This window comes from Spirulina sp. 06S082, assembly GCF_034932145.1.
Taxonomy (GTDB): domain Bacteria; phylum Cyanobacteriota; class Cyanobacteriia; order Cyanobacteriales; family Spirulinaceae; genus CCY15215.
Genome location: NZ_JAYGHV010000277.1, coordinates 1 through 19,687 on the forward strand (window position 1 = coordinate 1; position 19,687 = coordinate 19,687).

A 19,687-nucleotide genomic window follows, 5' to 3' on the forward strand; every position below is an offset into this window, starting at 1 on the left:
AGATTTTGATTTGAATTGTGCGATATTTTTCTCCATAACGAATCTGTTGACCTTTGTACAATGAGGGGTAACTTTTGCACATTGCTGTCAGTTTTGGCGGTTGGCAAAAGCGATGTTTTCTCTCTCCTGATTGCCATGCTCTATATCTTGTTTGGAAACTTGACACTATACCAATGGCATCGGCTATCCCTGCTCTTCTTAAATAACTGGGGAATTTTCGGAATGAGGGATATTTTTGCACCACCGATTGAAAATATCGGTGCTTGGGTTCGGGATTTTTTGTGGTTTGATGAATGGCTTTTTCTATGGCATTTACTCGCTCTTTTGTTGTTAATTCTGCTAGTTTTGACCATTGGGCATTCACGATTAATACTAAAGGTTTGAGATACCGACGATACTCCTCAATCGTCAAAACCATCAGACGCTTTTGCTCTGGGGATGCTGATAAGTCCCAAACGTCTGTTCTGATGATTTCTCTCGATTTAGTTTTGCTTTTGGCTTTTCGTCGGCTCACTTGCTTAATCGTCTTTTTACCCGCATTTCTATTCTATTAAATTGATGTTTACTCGTCAATGCAGTTCTCAAAAAAATATACCTAATTTCCAGACACTGAAAACCCTTCCTCATATAGAATATAGAATATAGACGCTTCGCGATTTCCTTTGCTGGTCTCGCTAACCCTACCCAAATCAAAGATTATGGGTCGGGACTGCGCTCGACATTTTGTTCAACAGAAGGAGACATTATGACGCGATCGCCAAAACAAGAAAACCAACAGGATGACCCGATGCTAGAGGAAGAAGAGGATTATTTCGATTATTACTTCGATCGCCCTGGAAGCGAACCAGGGACCCTCAATATCGACCCAGATGCCCTTCCCACCCAAATCGTTCTCATTGACTATAACAGCGATCGCGCCACTCGCCTGACGGATATCTCCCCCCAAGATTGCATTCCCTATTTGGACACGAAATCTGTTTCTTGGTTTGACGTACAAGGTTTAGGAACGGAAAATATCTTACAACAAATCGGACAAATCTGCCAACTCCATCCTCTTGTCTTAGAAGATGTAGTTAATGTTCCCCAAAGACCGAAAATGGAGGATTACAAGGAACAGCTTTTGATTATTGTCCAAATGGTACTTCCCAATCCAGGTAAAGAGGGTTTTTTTAACGAACAGGTGGGATTTGTTTTAGGACAACACTATTTAATTACTTTTCAAGAAGAACCAACTCGAGATTGTTTTGAACCCGTGCGATCGCGCATTCGGAGTAATACAGGTAAAGTCTGTCAATTGGGTGCTGATTATCTAGCTTATTTATTATTGGATGCAGTGATCGATAATTTTTTCCCCGTTTTGGAAGATTATGGAGAACGTATCGATATTTTAGAAGATGAAGTACTGAAAAATCCTCAACGGGCAATACTGGAAGATATTTACGATGTACGCCGAGAATTGTTAGCCTTGAGACGAGCAATTTGGCCTTTAAGGAGTACAATTAATGCGTTAATCCGCGAAGATACTTCTTTAATTAGTCCCGAAGTACAGGTTTATTTCCGCGATTGTTACGATCACATCATTCAATTATTGGATATCGTAGAAACTTATCGAGAATTATCTTCGAGTTTGATGGACGTTTATATGTCTGCGGTGAATAATAAGGTCAATGAAGTCGTGAATTTATTGACCATTATTTCGACTATTTTTATTCCTTTAACCTTCATTGTTGGCGTTTATGGCATGAATTTTAAAGTTATGCCAGAACTGGATTGGAAATGGGGTTATGCAACCATTTGGGGAATTATGATTTTGATTGCGATCGCCTTGATTATCTTTTTTTGGCGGCGAGGTTGGTTTGATGGTTTTTACTTCATTCGTAAAGAGAAAAAACGCTAATTTTGTTAGCAAAAATGTACGGGCATTTAAGTTTTGTAAAAACAGCGAGCAAGTCGAAGTTCGAGGAAGGAGATAGCGCTATATAAAAATTAACAATGTGGGGGTTATTTGCCCTCATTGAGATATTCCTGCGCTTTGTGCGATCGCCCCCAAATAACTTGCTCTCGTTTATAGATGGCAATTCCCGGTTTTGCTCCCTTGGGTTTATAGACGAATTTGGGTTCAGTATAGACCACGGGAACCCGATCGCTTTGCCGTCCTCGACTGTAGTAAGCGGCAAAATCCGCCGCGAATTGTACATCTATATCCTCTGCAACGGCTCCCGGTGTCAAGCGCAATAAAACGTGACTTCCGGCGATTTCTTGGGCATGAAACCAAAGATCGTAATCTCCTGCAATGCGAAAGGACAGGCGATCGTTCTGACGATTATTGCGCCCGATCCAAACTTCAAATCCTGATGGTGTGGGGTAACAATAGGGTTGAGATTCTTTCACCACAGCGCGATCGCTGCCCTTTCCTGCCTCGAAATATCCCTGTTGTACCAATTCTTCCCGAATTTCTCTTAGGGTTGGCAAATCCTCTACATTTTTATAATGTTCCAACTGACTTAAAGCGGCTTCTACTTGTTCTAGATACTGAATTTCTGTCTCGACTTCTTGCAAAAATGGTTTGATGGCATCCTTCGCACGTTTGAGTTTTTGATGCTTTTTGTATAGAATTTGGGCATTCTGCACGGCATTTTTTTCAGGGTTGAGGGGAATTTTTACGGGTTGTCCTGTCTCGAAATCCGTCAGGGAGATCGACTGCATACCCGGTTTCCATTCATGGAGATAAGCCATCAGTAAATCTGCATGGGTGCGATACTTGTCTGCATCTTTGGACTGTGCGAGGCGATCGCGAAATCCTTGTGCTTTATGGGTTAATTTCTTGCCTACATTCTTGAGTTTTTGCAGAATTTGGTGCTGTAACTGTTGAAATTGCTGCCGATTCCAAGCATTGCTATAGTAAATATCCAATAAAATCTGTACGTCTTTTTCGGGTTTTACCAGTCCCCAAGGCAGGACAGTGTAACCCGTTTTCGTCCATCCTGGAGTGAAATTCCCCGTCGCGATCGCCTGCAACCATTCTTGCCAAGACTGAAACAATTTCTCCCATTCTTCCCCACTCAAATCCTGCGTCGATCGCTCTGTGGTTAAATTAGCCGACTCTATCATTAAATTTACTACAGTTGGACTCAAGCCGCGATAAGTTTTCAAAAGTTGTTTGCCGATCGCCCCCGGTACAAGACTAACTCTTTCTTGCCATCGTTCTTGGGTTTCCTCTAAACTGGGAATATCTCCTAGAAGTGAGGGAGGAAATTCATAAGGCTGTCCTGTTTGCACCGTGCGGACCCGCGATTGTTTTGCACCGACTTGATGCGCTACTGTGACAATGCGATCGCCTCCATCAGTCAAAATCGCATTACTATATTTCCCCATCACTTCCACATAAAGATGCCACAAAGGTTCATCCTCGGGACGTTGAGCAAATTGTAGGTCTATAACCCTTTCCCAAGGGGCAATAGGGGCGATCGCCGTTAACGCTAATCCCTTTAATTGATGTCGTAATTGGTCGCTAAAGGTGAAGGTATCGCGATCGCGGGGAGGCGCACTTCCCAAGCAAATTCGCGCCGCTTGAGGATGCCAGCAAATCGTCAGCCATCCTTTCTTGTGTAAGGTTCTCAAAGCGAGGAAAATGGTCTGCACGTCGCGCTGATAAACTTGTTCGACTCGCGCGGGAATCCAACGCGATCGCAAGTCCGCACAAACGGCGGTGAGAGTGGTAAAGTCTACGGGTTGCATAAGGGATTTTAGTGCTAAATCCAAGGGGTTGACATCCTCTCCAACTCCTCTCGATCGGCAAGGAGGAGAATCCGGAAGTCTTAAAAATGGAGATTTATGCTATGTTATCATTCAATTTCTAGAATAACCGAAGATAAATCAACATCTTGAAAATCAACCCTGGTTAGGTTTGCTTGCATTAATTTGGTTTTGTGCAAATTAGCCCCTTTTAAAATAGCTCCTGTTAAATCAGCCGCAATCAATTTTGCCCCCTCTAGATCGGTGTTTTCTAAGTTCGCCCCCCGTAAATTTGCACCGATCAAATTCACATTTTTTAAACAAGCATTGGGAAGTTGAATATTTTCTAGATCGGCATTACGAAAATTGCGCCTTCCTAACCGATAACGTTCTAATAATTCTCCTGCATCGGTGACACTAAGTTCCCGTTGAGGAGGACGTTTATAAGTGAAATTAAAGGTATCTCCACAGCGTAAAACCTGGCGGAATTCTTCATAAAAAGGATACGAACCAATACCGCTTAAGTTGACCCAGGCCCGAGTTCGGGTTAAAGCCACAAATAATTGATTTCGTAATGCTATATTACTTTCATTTTTAGCAATTCCATCCAAACCAATAATATACACCATATCTGCTTCATGTCCCTTGGCGCGATGAATGCGAGAAACAGTGATTGCACCTTCCCACCAAAAGCGATCGGGATGATAATTATGGCGATCGCTTTTGAGGATATTACAATCGGAGGTACTGGGAATATAAATATCCAATCCTTGCTGCATTAAAAAATTAGCAACATGGGTTTCTAATTGGGTCGCCTCGAAAAATTGTCCTAATACAATCACTAAAATTTGTTGACTGGGACGCAAATGATCGTATCTTAAATTATGAATGAGATTATGAGCAAGATGGGAAAGTTCTTGCTGGCGATCGCGGAAAATTTGGAATTCAATATTAGCCCCTTGCCAAAATTTAGCAATAGGATTAGGAGAGTTTTCTGGGGGACGATGTAAGGTGATTTTTTGTTGAGGATAAAACTTACCTGTGACTTCATAACCGATCGCCTGCCATTCTTCCTTTCTTGTTGCTCCTGTTAGCATTCCTTGAGGGCGCAATAACCCCATTGCAATCCCATGAGCGGCAGTTAAAATTAAGTGGGGTATTCTATAACATTTGCAGAGAATTTCGCTCTTTTTAATGCCTCCTAAATAGCGTCCTGTTACCAAATGTCCCAAGTCTTCTCCGAAGAGTTCGCTTGCACTGGGAATTCGCAAACTTTCTAAACTTTGTGCCTCATCATAAGCCCAAATTAATCGCCTTTTTTGAGGGTGGATTGGATCTGTTGGTCGCAAAGATTGATAAGCTAACCAATAGAAGGGTTGTTTATCTTCAAATTTATTGCGATCGCTGATTAAATCTTGTCCTTCATCAATGAGAATTGCATCAAAAAGTTGCGGGATAGCTGCCTCTTTTAATAAGTGAATGCAGGCTTCTGCTAAGGCTTCATTGGGTTGCTTGCTTTCGGTTTGATTGGCGCTTAAACTGGGAACTCCTGATTCCCAAGCTAAGGTACTGTAAAACCCTGGTTGTTTACGCGATCCCCAAGCGTGAAGAATGAGTAAGTTACGATTTTTAGGATCGTAATTTACTTCATCGTTACTGAAATAGCGCAGCCAGCGATCGAGTTGTTCAAGAATGGGTTGATAGAGACTGCGGGAGAAGAAAACAAGAGCAATTTTCCATTGAGGATATTTGAGGTGAATATGTGCTGCTTTTTGACAGAGAATCACACTTTTTCCTGAGCCAGCAATGCCGCGAATGCGCTGACATCCAGGCGGAATTTGTTTGGCAATTCTTTCCTGTTGCATATCCACTTCAGAGACCCATTCTTTGAGCTTAATTAGGGCTTGACCGCGATTTTGTTTTTTGCTAAAAATAGGATAATTTTGCTTGCAATAAAGGGGAGTTCCTGCTAAAATAGAAAGGAGTAGTTTCCATTGTTCTTGGTTGAGTTTAGGTTTAGTTCTCAGAGAAGAAATAGCCGCGATCGCAGCCAGAATATCATGCTTATTTTGTAGATTATTTTGTAAATTATTTTTAAATAAAATAGGGGGATTGCTAGGGAGTTGGTGAAAGCCTCGCTTTTGCCATTCCGACTCAGTAATTAAGGGTAAAGCAATTAAAGCGCGTCCCATCACCTTGTTTTTGAGAAGGGGTTCGCGATCGCAATATTCCAGTAAAGTAAAAAGTTGGTTCTCTGCTTGCTGATAAGGGTTTCCCGTTGGGGTATAATAATTCTGGTATTCCCATTGATGCCCAGAAATATTTAGGATTTGCGCGATCGCAATGGATTTAACTTCAATAATGATTAAACCCAACTGGCGATCGGCAAGCAAAATATCAGGTTCTTTGCGATACTTCCCCTGTTGAGAAAAGATAGGATAGCGCCAATAACCGAGACATTCTTGTTGAGAAAATGCCCCTCGCACAGCATTCCAAACTAATTTTTCCCCAGCTTCCCCAGCTTTTTCCAGAGGTTCTGTTTCAATAAAATAGGCACTGTTGACCATTACCATAAGCGCGGGAAATTCCCAGCATCGCCTTATCCTTTAATTAACTCTTTGATCAGATCGATCAGACTGCTACCGCCATAAATAACAGCGACGATAACAGAAACCATTAAAGCCGCAACCAATAGGGAAAATACTGCGCCACTCAAAGCAATTAAACCATCATCTTCAACTAATCCCAAGCCCGTCAAAAAGATACCCATTGCCGGTAAAGTATTCGTACCTGGGATAATAATCATCATCGAAATTGCCATCAAGGCGATCGTGCTTCCCACCACAATTCTGCCAGGTAAGCGAGTACAAACAAAAACAAGACGAGGTTTGGTAATTTTCTCCAATCTTCGTAACCAAGGAAGTCCTTTTTTAAGAACCGATCTGGCCGTCTCCACCTTAATCGTAGCATTAGACACTTGAGCGGGAAACCAAGGCTGTTTTGAGCCGATAATGAACTGAACCGCTAAAATGAAAATCAGAAACCCAAAAGGAGTAGAATAACCAGGTGCGGGAATGGGTAAAGCCGAAGGAAGTGCCAAGAGAACAAATAAGAAACCAAAAGTTCTTTCTCCGGCGATCGCCAGGATATCCCCGAGTTTCACTTCAGGTTTGCGGTCTTCCTCAAAGAAGTAACGATTGAGTTCAGTGGACAGTGTAGCCATGTAGGTTCAAGGAAATTTTGTCCATTTACTATACAGCCTTTTGCGATCGCCTCCTTGGAATTACAGCCGGAAATCCAAGGGGGGGGATCTCCGACCTGATAAAATTAACCTGCAAAAGCAATTGGAAAATGTGCAGTATTTTATGAGTATTCCCCAAGAAATTCCTCCTCACGGCGGTCATTTGATTAACCGTATTGCTACAGATGCCGAAAGACAAGAGTTTTTAGCACAAGGCGATCGCCTCCTTCGCCTTCAACTCGACGATCGCGCCCTTTCCGACCTCGAAATGATTGCGATCGGCGGATTTAGTCCCCTCATCGGTTTCATGGAATCCAAAGACTACGAAACCGTTGTCACCGATATGCGCCTCGCTAACGGCTTACCTTGGTCAATTCCTGTCACCCTTTCCGTTAGCGAAGAAACGTCCCATTCTCTTAAAGAAGGAACTTGGATTAGGCTAGACGATAAACAAGGTCGTTTTGTCGGTATTTTAGAATTAACGCAAAAATATCGCTACAGTAAGGCTCACGAAGCCATCAACGTCTACAAAACCGACGAAGCCAAACACCCTGGAGTCAAAGTAATTTACGACCAAGGAGAAGTCAACTTAGCCGGTCCCGTTTGGTTATTGCAACGGGAAGATCATCCCCTCTTCCCCAAATACCAAATCGATCCCGCCGCCTCTCGCGCCCAATTTAAAGAACGAGGCTGGAAAACCGTTGTCGGCTTTCAAACCCGCAACCCCATCCACCGCGCCCACGAATATATCCAAAAATGCGCCCTGGAAACCGTTGACGGACTATTCCTACATCCCCTCGTCGGTGCAACCAAAAGCGACGATATCCCCGCCGATGTGCGAATGCGTTGTTATGAAATCATGATGGAACACTACTTCCCGCAAAATCGGGTTATTTTAGCCATTAACCCTTCTGCCATGCGCTATGCCGGTCCAAGAGAAGCCATTTTTCATGCCATCGTGCGTAAAAACTATGGCTGTACCCATTTTATCGTCGGTCGCGATCATGCCGGAGTTGGCGACTATTATGGCACCTACGACGCTCAACATATTTTTGATAAGTTTGAACCTGGGGAAATGGGCATTCAACCGATGAAATTTGAACACGCCTTTTATTGTACTCGCACTCAACAGATGGCCACCACCAAAACCAGCCCCAGCAAGCCGGAAGAGCGAGTTCACCTTTCCGGAACAAAAGTGCGAGAAATGTTACGACGAGGAGAATTGCCCCCGCCGCAATTTTCTCGTCCCGAAGTGGCCGCAGAACTATCTCGGGCGATGCAGGCAAAAAGCTGAATTAAACCAGTAATAGCTCCCGAAAACCTGCTAGGCTAGGAACGGAAATTTCAGAGCTAACGGGTATGGGATTGGATCGGCGAACTTTTTTGCAAGGTGCTGGACTAGCCTTCCTCGCAACGGGAATGGGTGCGGGGGGAGGCGATCGCCTAACTCCTTTAGGGATTGCTTCTCATTTCCAAGCCCTCGCCCAATCCAAAGGGCGAAAATTAGCCTTATTGGTGGGCATCAATCGCTATGGTACGCAGAACATCCTGCAAGGATGCGGGACGGATGTGGAACTGCAACAGGAATTATTAATTCACCGCTTTGGCTTTAACCCGCAAGATATTCTCGTCCTAACTGACGCGAAAGCAACCCGAGAAAATATCGAGGCCGCATTTGCAGAATTTTTGCTTCCCCAAGCCAAAGCCGGAGATAGTGTTTTATTTCACTTTAGTGGCTGTGGAGGTAAGGTTAAACTTTCTCCTTCAGAGGCAAATCTTGCGAACTGCTTGCTGACTGCAGGGGGGAAATTGGGGGAAGAAGGGATTTTAGAAGAAATCTTGATTTTATGGGGGCATTCGCTAGCCACGACAAATCTGACCATGGTACTCGATACCAGTTATGTCGGGAAAGCAGACAATCCACAAGGAAACTCGCGATCGCGATCCACTTCTCAAGCTGTGGTTAAATTTACCCCCCAGACAGCACTCACCTTGCTAGAAACAGGCAGAGAAAAGGAAAAAACCCTCGATCGCCTCTTGGGTCAAAACCTCAAAATTCCAGGCATTCTCTTACAAGCTGCCCGAGAAGGAGAAAACGCGATCGAAGTTGCCTGGGACGGGTTTAGTGCGGGATTGTTTACCTATGCCCTCGTACAAGCCCTCTGGCAAGCAACATCCCCCGCGACCATGCAAACTGTCTTTAATCGCAGTGCGTCGCAAATGCAAGGAATTGGCACTCAGCGCCCGCAAAAGTTGGGTTCCCAAAGCCAAGAGGCGACCGCATTGGCTTATTTTAGCCAACCGGAATCCCCTCTAGGTTCAGAAGGATTCATTACCACCGTTGACAGCCAAAATAATGCGGTTTCTCTCCATCTGCCAGGATTACCCATTGTCGCCTTACAAAACAATGGGGTCAACTCCCAATTTGTAACCCCAGAACCTGGCGCGATCGCCTTAAAAGTCATCTCGCGATCGGGGTTAACGGTTAAAGCAGAACGGGTTAATAAGTTAGAAAACCCAGAAAACTCTCTTTTTCCAGGTCAACTCGTAGAAGAATCCCTGCGGGTTCTCTCGCGAAAAATTGGCTTAATTGTGGCCTTAGACACGAAACTTAGTCGGATCGAACGAGTAGACGCAACCAGCGCTTTTGGCAATATTTCTACGGTTTCTGCGGTGGTAACGGCGGGGGAAAAAGCGGCAGATTGTCTCTTTAGTCGTGCGAATAGTCCCCTTTCCCCTACTCTTGATGCCAAACAATCTCTTCCTCAAGGATACGGATTATTTTCTTCCGGCTATGTTTCTCTACCCAATACCCTAGGCAAAAGTGACGAAGCGATTAAAGCAGCCGTCGAACGATTAGCACCCAAATTTAACATCTTATTAGCCGTTAAATTATGGCAGGCGATCGTCAATGAAGCCTCGTCCCAACTCGCGGTAAAAGCCAGTTTACAAGTGCTGAACCCCCAACTTTCCCGCAGGATCGAAGGTCGGACGCGGGGTTTTGTCGTCCAAAAACCAGCGAATAATCGTTTTGAGGAAGGATTACTGACTGTGCCTTTGGGCGAGTCCATTGAGTTCGAGATCGAAAATGGAGGCGATCGCCCTCTTTACTTTGCTTTACTAGGGGTCCAAACCAATGGCAATCCCCTCGTTTTTTACAGTTCCCCCAGTCTCGATACCAAGGAACTCAAGTTACAAGATATCATTATCGAGCCTGGGAGTGTCTTGCAACTGCCAAAACTGGCATCAACTCTCAATGGTTTTACCGTGACAGCCCCTGGAATCGGAGAAATGATTGTGATTTGTTCGCGATCGCCTTTTGACAATTTAGGCAAATTTCTCGCCACTCTAACGACACCTAACGACAAAAACAATCGATTGATTGGGGCGACTCAGCCGATGGAATTGACTCGGGCATTATTACAAGATTTGCATAATGCTAGTGGGTTTGCACCCTCGGACGACAATTATAAGTTAGATGTCAAAACATGGGCAGCTTTACGTTTTGTCTATCGTGTGGTCTGACGTAGGGGTTTGGTGACCAAACCCCCACAATTTGTAAACATTATCAATTGATTCGTGATGCAACCAAAATTAATTATTCATGGTGGGGCCGGGAATTCTTTAAAAGGAAAAGGCGGTTTAGTGGATGTTCGTAACTCTCTACAGGAGATTGTTCGAGATGTTTACGATCGCCTCCTCCAGGGCGAAAATGCCACGGATGCCGTAGTTCGAGGCTGTCAACTCCTGGAGGATGAACCGCGTTTTAATGCAGGCACCGGATCGGTGTTACAATCCGACGGACAGGTTCGCATGAGTGCATCTTTGATGGATGGAACCCATCAGCGTTTTAGCGGCACTATTAACGTTTCTCGCCTTAAGAATCCCATCGATTTAGCGAAATTTCTGCAAACCGAATCCGATCGCGTTCTTTCCGATTTTGGTGCCAGCGAACTTTTGCGAGAATTACAAATACCAATTTATAATACCCTCACGGATTTGCGCTTAAAAGAGTGGACAGAAGAACGCAAAGATAATTTTCAGAAGAAGATGGCGGGAGTTATTGCGGGGTCGGAGGAAGCGGGACGAGGTACGATTGGTGTAGTGGCTCTCGATCGCAACGGGAAATTAGCAGCAGGAACTTCTACGGGAGGGAAAGGATTTGAACGCATTGGGCGAGTCAGCGACTCTGCTATGCCGGCGGGAAATTATGCTACAGCTAAAGCTGGGGTTAGTTGTACCGGGATTGGTGAGGATATTATTGATGAATGTCTGGCTGCTAAAATAGTAGTGCGCGTTACGGATGGATTATCCCTGGCTGAATCTATGTCGCGATCGATCCAGGAATGTGTCGCCAACAAGCGAGATTTGGGGGCAATTTCTTTAGATGCAACAGGGGCGATCGCCTGGGGAAAAACCTGCGGGCTTTTAGTTGCAGCCTATCATAATGGTCAGGAAATTAAAGATACTCTAGAATGGGGGGAGAAGGAGACGGTGGGCATAGATAAAGGATAAAAAAAGCGCTAATTATCAACCCATTACCCATTACTAATGACCATGTTAAATTCTTTATTAGGCAGACATCCCGAACAAATTAAAGCCGATGTAGAAATCTATACTTGGCAAACTTGTCCCTTTTGTATTCGCGCTAAACTCCTCCTTTGGTGGAAAGGGGTTCAATTTAAAGAATACAAAATTGATGGAGATAATGCAGCGCGAGATAAAATGGCAGAACGAGCAAATGGTGGTAGAAGTGTTCCTCAAATTTTTATCAACGATCGCCATATTGGAGGCTGCGACGATCTCTATCAACTAGACGGGAAAAAAGAGTTAGATACTCTACTCTCAATGAACAATTCCTAAGAGGTAAACTTATTTTTTATGAACTATCAAGATATCATTACCATTGAACCAGGAAAACGAAGTGGAAAACCTTGTATTCGAGGAATGCGAATTACTGTGTATGATATTTTAGAATATCTTGCAGGAGGCATGACAGAACAAGAAATTTTAGAGGATTTTTCCGAACTCACTACAAATGATATTAAAGCCTGCCTTATTTGGATTAAACAATAGTTCTAATTGATTCGTTTTAGATCGTTAGGGGTATTGCAGTTCAATAGCATTTTTTGTTCGCGATCGCCTAATGCGATCGCGCAAGTCGAAACAGTCTCTAAGAAAGTCTGAAATGAACGTCCCCCACAATTGATAAAACCCTCTAAATCGGGTAAAATCTCAGGGCGATAAAAACCACATAACGGTTCCCAAAAATTGTTACTTTGAGGAACATAAGCTAAAATATCAGGTGAAATATCCTGTAAGTTTTCGCACCAGTTGAGTAAGATTTCTGGATTTAATAAAGGAAGATCGCACGCTAAAAGTAAAAGCCAATCAGTCTGCTTTTCAAGTTGCTTAAATCCTTGCAAAAATGCAACCAGAGAACCTTCTCCCTTCGTAGATTCTGCTAAAAAATGAATCTTGCTATTATTCCCCAAAATAGAGTAATATCGTTCCGGCCAAGGAGAAATAAGATAAACAGATTCGCAGCATTGTGCCGCAACATGATAAATTTGTTGAATAAAAGGAATGCCATTGACCAGAAGTAATGCCTTATCTTGTCCCATTCTCGAGCTTTGCCCCCCAGCTAAAATAAGCGCATTAAAAGAAAGTTTTCTTTGCATTTGACCCTCTTGAGATAACTCTTTTGGTATAATTAATTTGAAAATTCGGGAGAAAATCGTGATTCAGAATGACACTTGGATTAAAAAGATGGCATCTCAGGGAATGATTGTCCCTTTTGAGTCTAATCTAATTCGTCGCGTTGAGGAATTACCTGTTATTTCTTTCGGTTTAAGTAGCTTTGGTTATGATATTCGTCTTTCTCCCAAAGAATTTCGAGTGTTTCGTCATATTCCGGGAACTGTTGTCGATCCGAAAAATTTTAATCCTGATAATCTAGAACCCGTACAACTTCACACAGATGAAAATGGGAGTTTCTTCATTTTACCCGCTCATTCTTATGGATTGGGGGTTGCGTTAGAAAAATTAAAAGTTCCTGATGATATTACAATTCTTTGTATCGGTAAATCGAGTTATGCCCGCGTGGGTTTAATTGCTAACTTAACTCCCGCAGAAGCAGGATGGCGAGGATATTTAACCTTAGAGTTTTCTAATTCTTCGAGTGCAGATTGTCGGATTTACGCGAATGAAGGAGTGGTGCAACTTCTCTTTTTAAAAGGAGAACCTTGCGAAGTTAGTTATTCCTCTCGTCAAGGAAAATATCAAGATCAAGGTGAAGAGGTTACATTGGCTCGAGTTTAATGAGAAACTTTCGTTGATTCTTGGTGGTCTTCATCAGAATAATGTGACAAAATTGAAGTAATCGCAAATTTAAACACCTTCCACCGATATCGAGGATTAATACGATCGTGAAACATTTCTTAACAGGTCTAACAGTAACCGCCGCAGCAGTTGCTACTAATGCTTTATTGGCTTCTTCTTCTCTGGCTTTTACCTTAGTTAATACAGAATTAGTTCTCTCAGTAGATGTATCGGGAAGCGTTGACGATAACGAGTTTAATTTGCAACGTCAAGGCTATGCTAATGCGTTTCGCGATCTCGAATTGATAGAAACCATTACAGCAATGGAAAAAGGAATTGCGGTTACGATGCAATACTGGTCGAGTCAAACTGCCGCCGCGATCGGTTGGTATCATATTACTGATGCTATTAGTGCTAATATCTTTGCTGATGCTATTGAGGCAGCAGGTCGTCCTTTTAATGGCGCAACTAATATTGCGGCTGCTATTAATTCTGCTACGAATTTGCTGTTAACAAATGATTATCAAGGCGATCGCAAAGTGATCGATGTTTCGGGAGATGGTCGCCAAAATACCAATTTAGCAGGAACTGACTACTGTGCGCCTCGTACATATTTCATCTACACCTATAATGACGATACGAGTTCCAACTGTTACGGTTTAGTTGCATCGGCGCGAGATGCTGCGATCGCCCAAGATATTACAATTAACGGTTTGCCGATTTTAACAGATGTGGGCAATCTTGATGGATATTTCCAAGATTATGCGATCGGTGGTGAGGATACATTTATTCAAGCTGCGGCTAACTTTGGTGATTTTGAGACAGCAGTGAAGGCAAAAATTAAGCGGGAAATTCAGAATACAGAACCCGATCCCGATCCTCAACCCGATCCCGATCCTCAACCCGATCCCGATCCTCAACCCGATCCCGATCCGATCCCAGAATCTGTACCAGAACCCACCATGACATTAGGATTAATCTTACTTGGACTGGGTGCAGGGGGTTCTTTTCTCAAGAAAGGCGATCGCGCTTAGAAGAGAAGTAATGCCAATACAAATATTTACCAAATCTGCTTTGCTGAGGATATATTCCCATCCCTTCTGTAGCGACGTTTCAGGCAACGTCGCTACAGGGTTTCAGGCGATCGCCTCTCCAAGGCCAAACTAAATTTTTTATCATATCCTTGACAATCCCACAAATAATTGTTACATTAGTTTACATAACCAGTTACAAAACTATACAATCAGTTACAAGGAGAGTTCATTATGACTATTTTATTTGCATTCTTAATAATCGGTTGGGTTGCTGCAGCCGCTTTAGGAACCCAGGCTTATTTCCGAGGAGAACAAAGTAAGCCTATCCACGAACGGAATTGGAATTCTGAGGGCTTTGAAGTTGCGGCGAAAACTGTCACGGGTCGCGAAACGGACTATAACGATCGCATTCCCGCTTATGGTTTGGATGCTTACGGTAGCAAGGCGATCGCCAATTCCTAATCTCAATCGATCTTCAATTTATTTTCATCTCGAATGATAGTTAGGGTGCAAATTTGCACCCTTTTTTTTGCACCCTTTTTGTTCTAATCTTTGGCGATAACTTTCAATGTTTTTAACGTCGGATCGCTGCATCCTTCAATATTAATTGTCGTCCCTAAAGTGCGAAATTGTTGTAGGCGATCGAGGACAGAGAGAGAAATTGCTTCCCCCGGCATTAATAAGGGAATGCCAGGTGGATAAGGACAGACTAATTCTGCACTGATGCGATCGCCAGCGCGATCGAAAGCGACGGTTTCTGTGGGGGCAAAATATGCCTCTCGGGGGGAGTGTGGGGGGATGGGGGAGTGTGGGGGGATGGGGGAGTGTGGGGAGGGTGGGAGGATGGGGGAGATGGGGGGTTGGCGATGCTTTTGGTCTAGGATTTGGTAGGCTTTGATGAGGCGATCGCCATCTTCTTTGGTATTGCCAAAAGTAAGCACGAAAGTTACATATTGTAGTTCGGGTAATTCTGCTGTTACCCCCAATTTTTTGTATAGGATTTCATCGGCAGCAAAACCTGTTAATCCTAATTGGGTTGCATCGATCGCGATACGAGTGCGATCGAGGGTTGCTTTTGTGGGTTCAAAAATAACAAGATTGGGGATTTTGGCAAGGCGATCGCGTACCTCTTCGGCTAAGTTTAGGGCATTCTCCAATAATTCTTCTCCTTGGGTTGCCATTTGATGCCGGGCAGCATCCAAGGAAGCTAATAAAATATGATTGGGACTGGTAGACTGAACCAAACGTAGGGCATTAGTAATGCGATTGGGGGAAATGCGATCGCCTTGTAAATGTAACATGGATGCCTGGGTCATGGCCCCAAGCGTTTTATGGGTAGACTGTACGGCAATATCAGCCCCTAAAGACAGTGCCGACGAGGGTAAATTAGGATGGAAGGCAAAATGCGCCCCATGTGCTTCATCAACTAACAGGGGAATATTGTATTCATGTACGAGGGAGGCGATCGCCCCCAAATCTCCACAAATTCCGTGATAGGTGGGATAAACCACCATTACAGCTTTCGCGTCGGGATGCTCTTTTAATGCCGCTTGGAGAGTATCGGGAGTAATACTTGTTGCTAAATTGCGATCGCATTCTGGAGTCACAAAAATCGGTATGGCACCAGAAAGAACCAGCCCCGATATTGCCGATTTATGTACATTGCGAGGCAGAATAATTTTATCTCCTTGTCCGCAAGTTGCCAAAATCGCCGCTACTATTCCTGATGTAGACCCATTGGCCAAAAACCACGTTTGTCTAGCCCCAAATGCCTCTGCTGCAAGTTCTTGGGCTTCTCGCATGATTCCTTGAGGAGGAAACAAACTACCAAATTCCGGCAATTCTGGCAAATCTGCCCGAAATACTTCTCTTCCTAACCAATTGCTTAATTGAGTAGAAATCCCTTGTCCTCTTTTGTGTCCTGGAACGTAAAAAATTGAAAGCGACTCTTGAGAAACCGCTTTTATTGCATCGATTAGAGGTGTTTTTGTTTGGTCGAGAGCCATTATTTTAATCGGGATTTCAAGAATCTCTCGATCATCTTATCTCAAGAGGGACTGTGAGAGAAATTTACATTAATTAATCGTAGAAACTATCCAGTTCTTTTGTTCTGGAAGAGTTTTATAGTTGTTCCTGTTTAAGTGCATAACCATACACGATAAAGCTGCTCCTGATTTCTCGAATTCTGATAAATCGAACAAAACAAGTTCGCGGTTTAATTTGGAGCAGAATTTTTCTAGAAAACTGAGTTTATCGCATTCTTTTTGATAATATTTATGCTGTTTATTTTCGAGAGTTTTTGAATTAGTTCCCACTAAAATATAGTTACCCAATATCAAAGCATTGGATGCAGCCACAAAAGCAATATGCTCATCGAGATCGTAAATATTAACATACTTTTCTAATTCTGTTTGCGTTTGGCGATCGAGTTTTTTTGTACAGGCCAGTACGCTATCCTCAGAAAGTGGCAATAGCAAACAATCTAAGTGATATAAATAAGGATCTTCCATGAGAATGGGTATTACCTTCATATCAAAAGACTTTTCAAACCATTCTAAAGCATTCTTAGACGTGCGAAGCCCATAAGCCCCACAATAAACATTATCCCGAATATATTTTAAATCTGCCTCTCCTTCAAAATATTCTGGTGCATCAATCACATTGGGAAATTTCATCAGTTTAAAAAATTCTCTACCGACTTCACTTTCATTGCGTCGAACTTCGGAATAATAATTAGAAATAACAACGGTAGGTTCGGATAAATGAGGAAGTACTATTCCCAAATTAGCAACGTAAGTTTGATCTTGAAGATCGGGATAACTGGGAAGTAAATAAACTAAAGCATTTTTGGAAATAAAATTATATAATTCCTGAAATTGAGAGAGTGCGAGATCAATATTTATCGTTCGTTCTTCTGGTTCGAGGGCATCGAGTATTTCTTGCATGATTTTGTTATTAATCACATCAGCAGACATAAAAAAAGGTACACTCATTAAAAAACAAGGACGCTTAGTATTAGAAATACAAAAGTTATTTGTATCCATATTAACTACCATTTGTTACTTCTCCAAAGATTTGAGATATTTATCTTCAGTTCCATAATATCAAGCTACAATATTTATGTCAATTGGATTTACAAAAACACACGAGAAAGTTAGGTAATATTTTTATAGAAACAATGAGCAATCACAAAACTATTAGCTGATTCTCTGAGAGTAGGTTGGTTTCGCAAGAAGATTTGAATTGTACGTACCAAATCAAGCCCAAAGCCCTATCAGACCAAAAGTAAGACATATAACTAGGAATTACGCATTAGCCCCCTAAATCCCCCAAATCTGGGGGACTTTGACTCCGGTTTCCCCTAGTCTATGGGTTTGACCTGCTCTCAAGTATTTTCAGAAACTATTCCTACTCCTTGCATTTGTCGATAAACGTCAAAAAAACCATTTGTAATATCTTGTTTTGCTTCGTCTGGAACTAAAATCGCGTGAGCTTTTGGCAGGTTATACCAAGGAATAGAAGGACAAATATGGTGAACTTGATGATAACCCTTGTTATGGCTGAAAAAATTATGAATCGGATCGATCCGCGATCGCGTTCCTGTTTTAGTGTTGTAGTGATCCTGAACTTCAGTCCAATAAAAAATGACACTATAGACAAAAATATAAGGAACGAACCAATAGAGTAGTAAAAAAGGCAAACATTCCAGCCAATAAAATATAAATAGAATTCCGAGCCAAAATATGCTAATTTCGATTTTATTTTGACTCGACATCAGCTTGATGTCATCCCATATAAACTGCAAAAGAAAAATAGGAGCAACAAAAAATGGTTTTATAAACCAAAGGAAAAACAATTTTTTTTGTGTTTTTGTAAATCCTAAACGTTCATACTCTTCTAAAAGAATATCCTTTTCAGTCATTAAATATTTATGGTGATTTGCGTGTTGAATCCGATACTCGTCAAGGGTTAAAAAAAATGGTAAAGCGTAGAGAAATCTTAGGCGATCGTTCCAACTCCTTGTCTTGAAAAGATTATAATGGGATGCTTCATGTAGAAGACTTTCTCCGATCGCAACCTGAAAGCAACCGATAAACCAAATGGCGAGGAGGGAAACAAACAAATTATTCACCCAGTAACTAAAAATTGCGATTAAAAAAATAGCCCCCCAGTCTTTGGCTAGGGCTAACAGTCCTTTTAAATCGCTGCGATCGATAAATTGATGAGGTTGAGGGTCGATCGATTGAGTCTCTTTCATAAAAATAAATTACCTTGAATAATTGCCGATGCCGATAAGACTTTATCTTATCGGCACTGTCAACACATATTCTCTCTGTAGTTGATCGTCAGATTGCAATTATATAATACTCTTGAGTTTGTTGTCCAAGTCTAGATATATGAATTTCTTATCAATTGTCATAGAATTCATTTTTAGATGTGCGTCGGCGAGGAATGCTACAATCTTAATTTTAAAGCAAAATCCCAATCGAGAGGATTTTCTCTGAGGTAAAGACACCTAAATCAAAGCTCATGATTATCGATCGCTTATCTCCGGACGGGTTAACACCTCTATGGAACAAAATACAACTAGAATCGGCATCAGACAAATGCTCATTACCCGACTGGGTTCACAAAAGTTATGAAGCATTTATCGAAACAATACATCAAGATAATTTTCCCTGTTTTTTCGGTACTTTAGCCGAACAAAAAAGGATGATTCGCTATGCGATCGCCCCCTCTTTGACAACTTCAGAGAGTTTCGATCATATTCTTGAAGCCGTTTATAGCTATCTAGAAGAAGAACGCAATTTAACAGCAAATGAGATCAACGAAAACTCACTTTTATTGAGTTTGGCTATCTTTTTTCCCTTGGAAGCAGAAGAATATTCTCTCGAACAATACGCGAAACAAATCTATGATTTTTTGAACGAACTGCACCGACGCGATCGCTTTCCCTGGCCTGAAGAGATTCCCACAGATCCAAACGATTCCGAATGGCGCTATTGTTTGGGAGGAAGGAGTTTATTTGTCAATATTAGCACCCCAGCCAATCGCAAGCGACGATCGCGTAACTTAGCCCCCGGTTTAATCGCAGTAATCAACCCCGATGACGTTTTTGAAAGAGTCTGGAAGCGTTGGGGAGAAGATCCCCGACACAATATTTACAAGCGTATGGAAAAATACGATCGCATTCCTCCTTCTCCTTTACTCTTACATCAAGAATCGGAATGGGAGCGAGATTTAATGTCTGCTAAACTGACTGTACTGAGCGATCGCAATGATGGCGAGTGCATATTTCCCTTTCACTACCATCCCGCTAACTCCAACCCCGGAGAATGTCCATTTCATTAATCTC

General features: G+C 42.5%; 17 protein-coding genes and 1 pseudogene. 10 read left to right on the forward strand and 8 right to left on the reverse strand.

All coding sequences use genetic code 11. The annotated features are described in order from the left end of the window. A pseudogene (locus VB714_RS16245) lies at positions 1–418 on the reverse strand (IS200/IS605 family accessory protein TnpB-related protein); the annotation flags it as partial. A gap of 327 nt (positions 419–745) precedes the next feature. Here VB714_RS16245 and corA point away from each other — a divergent pair. After that, positions 746–1,897, forward strand: coding sequence for a magnesium/cobalt transporter CorA (gene corA, locus VB714_RS16250; protein ID WP_323225686.1), 1,152 nt, complete (start codon positions 746–748; stop codon positions 1,895–1,897). Positions 1,898–2,001: 104 nt separating this feature from the next. Here the strand turns inward: corA and VB714_RS16255 are convergent, their stop codons facing one another. From VB714_RS16255 to VB714_RS16265, 3 genes are all read right to left on the reverse strand, one after another. Then, the gene (locus VB714_RS16255) at positions 2,002–3,738 is read right to left on the reverse strand and encodes an NFACT family protein (protein ID WP_323225687.1); all 1,737 of its coding nucleotides are present in this window, start codon (positions 3,736–3,738) and stop codon (positions 2,002–2,004) included. Positions 3,739–3,845: 107 nt separating this feature from the next. Next, positions 3,846–6,308 (reverse strand): pentapeptide repeat-containing protein, encoded by a 2,463-nt coding sequence (locus VB714_RS16260; protein WP_323225688.1) that lies wholly within the window; start codon positions 6,306–6,308, stop codon positions 3,846–3,848. 26 nt (positions 6,309–6,334) lie between these two features. Further along, positions 6,335–6,958, reverse strand: a complete 624-nt coding sequence (locus VB714_RS16265; RefSeq protein ID WP_323225689.1) for an exopolysaccharide biosynthesis protein — start codon at positions 6,956–6,958, stop codon at positions 6,335–6,337. Positions 6,959–7,100: 142 nt separating this feature from the next. Here VB714_RS16265 and sat point away from each other — a divergent pair, with 142 nt between their 5' ends. From sat to VB714_RS16290, 5 genes are all read left to right on the forward strand, one after another. Beyond that, positions 7,101–8,270, forward strand: a complete 1,170-nt coding sequence (gene sat / locus VB714_RS16270; protein ID WP_323225690.1) for a sulfate adenylyltransferase — start codon at positions 7,101–7,103, stop codon at positions 8,268–8,270. A 65-nt stretch (positions 8,271–8,335) separates the two neighbouring features. Then, positions 8,336–10,501: a caspase family protein gene (locus VB714_RS16275; protein WP_323225691.1), complete on the forward strand. Its 2,166-nt coding sequence runs from the start codon at positions 8,336–8,338 to the stop codon at positions 10,499–10,501. Positions 10,502–10,558: 57 nt separating this feature from the next. Continuing rightward, on the forward strand, positions 10,559–11,491 hold the full coding sequence (locus VB714_RS16280) for an isoaspartyl peptidase/L-asparaginase (protein ID WP_323225692.1): 933 nt from the start codon (positions 10,559–10,561) through the stop codon (positions 11,489–11,491). 36 nt (positions 11,492–11,527) lie between these two features. Continuing rightward, positions 11,528–11,839, forward strand: coding sequence for a glutaredoxin 3 (gene grxC / locus VB714_RS16285; protein WP_323225693.1), 312 nt, complete (start codon positions 11,528–11,530; stop codon positions 11,837–11,839). A gap of 18 nt (positions 11,840–11,857) precedes the next feature. Next, positions 11,858–12,052: a DUF433 domain-containing protein gene (locus tag VB714_RS16290; protein ID WP_323225694.1), complete on the forward strand. Its 195-nt coding sequence runs from the start codon at positions 11,858–11,860 to the stop codon at positions 12,050–12,052. 2 nt (positions 12,053–12,054) lie between these two features. On the opposite strand, the gene VB714_RS16295 is transcribed toward VB714_RS16290, so the two are convergent. Continuing rightward, on the reverse strand, positions 12,055–12,657 hold the full coding sequence (locus VB714_RS16295) for a molybdenum cofactor guanylyltransferase (protein WP_323225695.1): 603 nt from the start codon (positions 12,655–12,657) through the stop codon (positions 12,055–12,057). A 58-nt stretch (positions 12,658–12,715) separates the two neighbouring features. On the opposite strand from VB714_RS16295, the gene dcd reads away from it, so the two are divergent. The 3 genes from dcd (at position 12,716) to VB714_RS16310 (ending at position 14,793) form a co-directional block, all read left to right on the forward strand. After that, positions 12,716–13,297 carry a dCTP deaminase gene (gene dcd, locus VB714_RS16300; RefSeq protein WP_323225696.1) on the forward strand — a complete coding sequence of 194 codons (582 nt, stop codon included), beginning with the start codon at positions 12,716–12,718 and terminating at the stop codon, positions 13,295–13,297. A gap of 107 nt (positions 13,298–13,404) precedes the next feature. After that, complete coding sequence (locus tag VB714_RS16305; protein ID WP_323225697.1) at positions 13,405–14,331, forward strand: DUF1194 domain-containing protein; 927 nt, start codon at positions 13,405–13,407, stop codon at positions 14,329–14,331. A 231-nt stretch (positions 14,332–14,562) separates the two neighbouring features. Next, on the forward strand, positions 14,563–14,793 hold the full coding sequence (locus VB714_RS16310) for a photosystem II protein, Psb35-related (protein ID WP_323225698.1): 231 nt from the start codon (positions 14,563–14,565) through the stop codon (positions 14,791–14,793). A gap of 83 nt (positions 14,794–14,876) precedes the next feature. Here VB714_RS16310 and VB714_RS16315 read toward each other — a convergent pair whose 3' ends face one another. The 3 genes from VB714_RS16315 to VB714_RS16325 all read right to left on the reverse strand — a co-directional run bounded on the left by VB714_RS16315 (position 14,877) and on the right by VB714_RS16325 (position 18,589). Beyond that, positions 14,877–16,337, reverse strand: coding sequence for an aminotransferase class I/II-fold pyridoxal phosphate-dependent enzyme (locus tag VB714_RS16315; RefSeq protein WP_323225699.1), 1,461 nt, complete (start codon positions 16,335–16,337; stop codon positions 14,877–14,879). A gap of 69 nt (positions 16,338–16,406) precedes the next feature. Continuing rightward, positions 16,407–17,387 carry a dimethylarginine dimethylaminohydrolase family protein gene (locus VB714_RS16320; protein WP_323225700.1) on the reverse strand — a complete coding sequence of 327 codons (981 nt, stop codon included), beginning with the start codon at positions 17,385–17,387 and terminating at the stop codon, positions 16,407–16,409. Between the two features lie 329 nt (positions 17,388–17,716). Beyond that, positions 17,717–18,589: a fatty acid desaturase family protein gene (locus VB714_RS16325; RefSeq protein ID WP_323225701.1), complete on the reverse strand. Its 873-nt coding sequence runs from the start codon at positions 18,587–18,589 to the stop codon at positions 17,717–17,719. Between the two features lie 272 nt (positions 18,590–18,861). On the opposite strand from VB714_RS16325, the gene VB714_RS16330 reads away from it, so the two are divergent. Continuing rightward, positions 18,862–19,683 (forward strand): YqcI/YcgG family protein, encoded by an 822-nt coding sequence (locus VB714_RS16330; RefSeq protein WP_323225702.1) that lies wholly within the window; start codon positions 18,862–18,864, stop codon positions 19,681–19,683. The last annotated feature ends 4 nt before the right edge of the window (positions 19,684–19,687 follow it).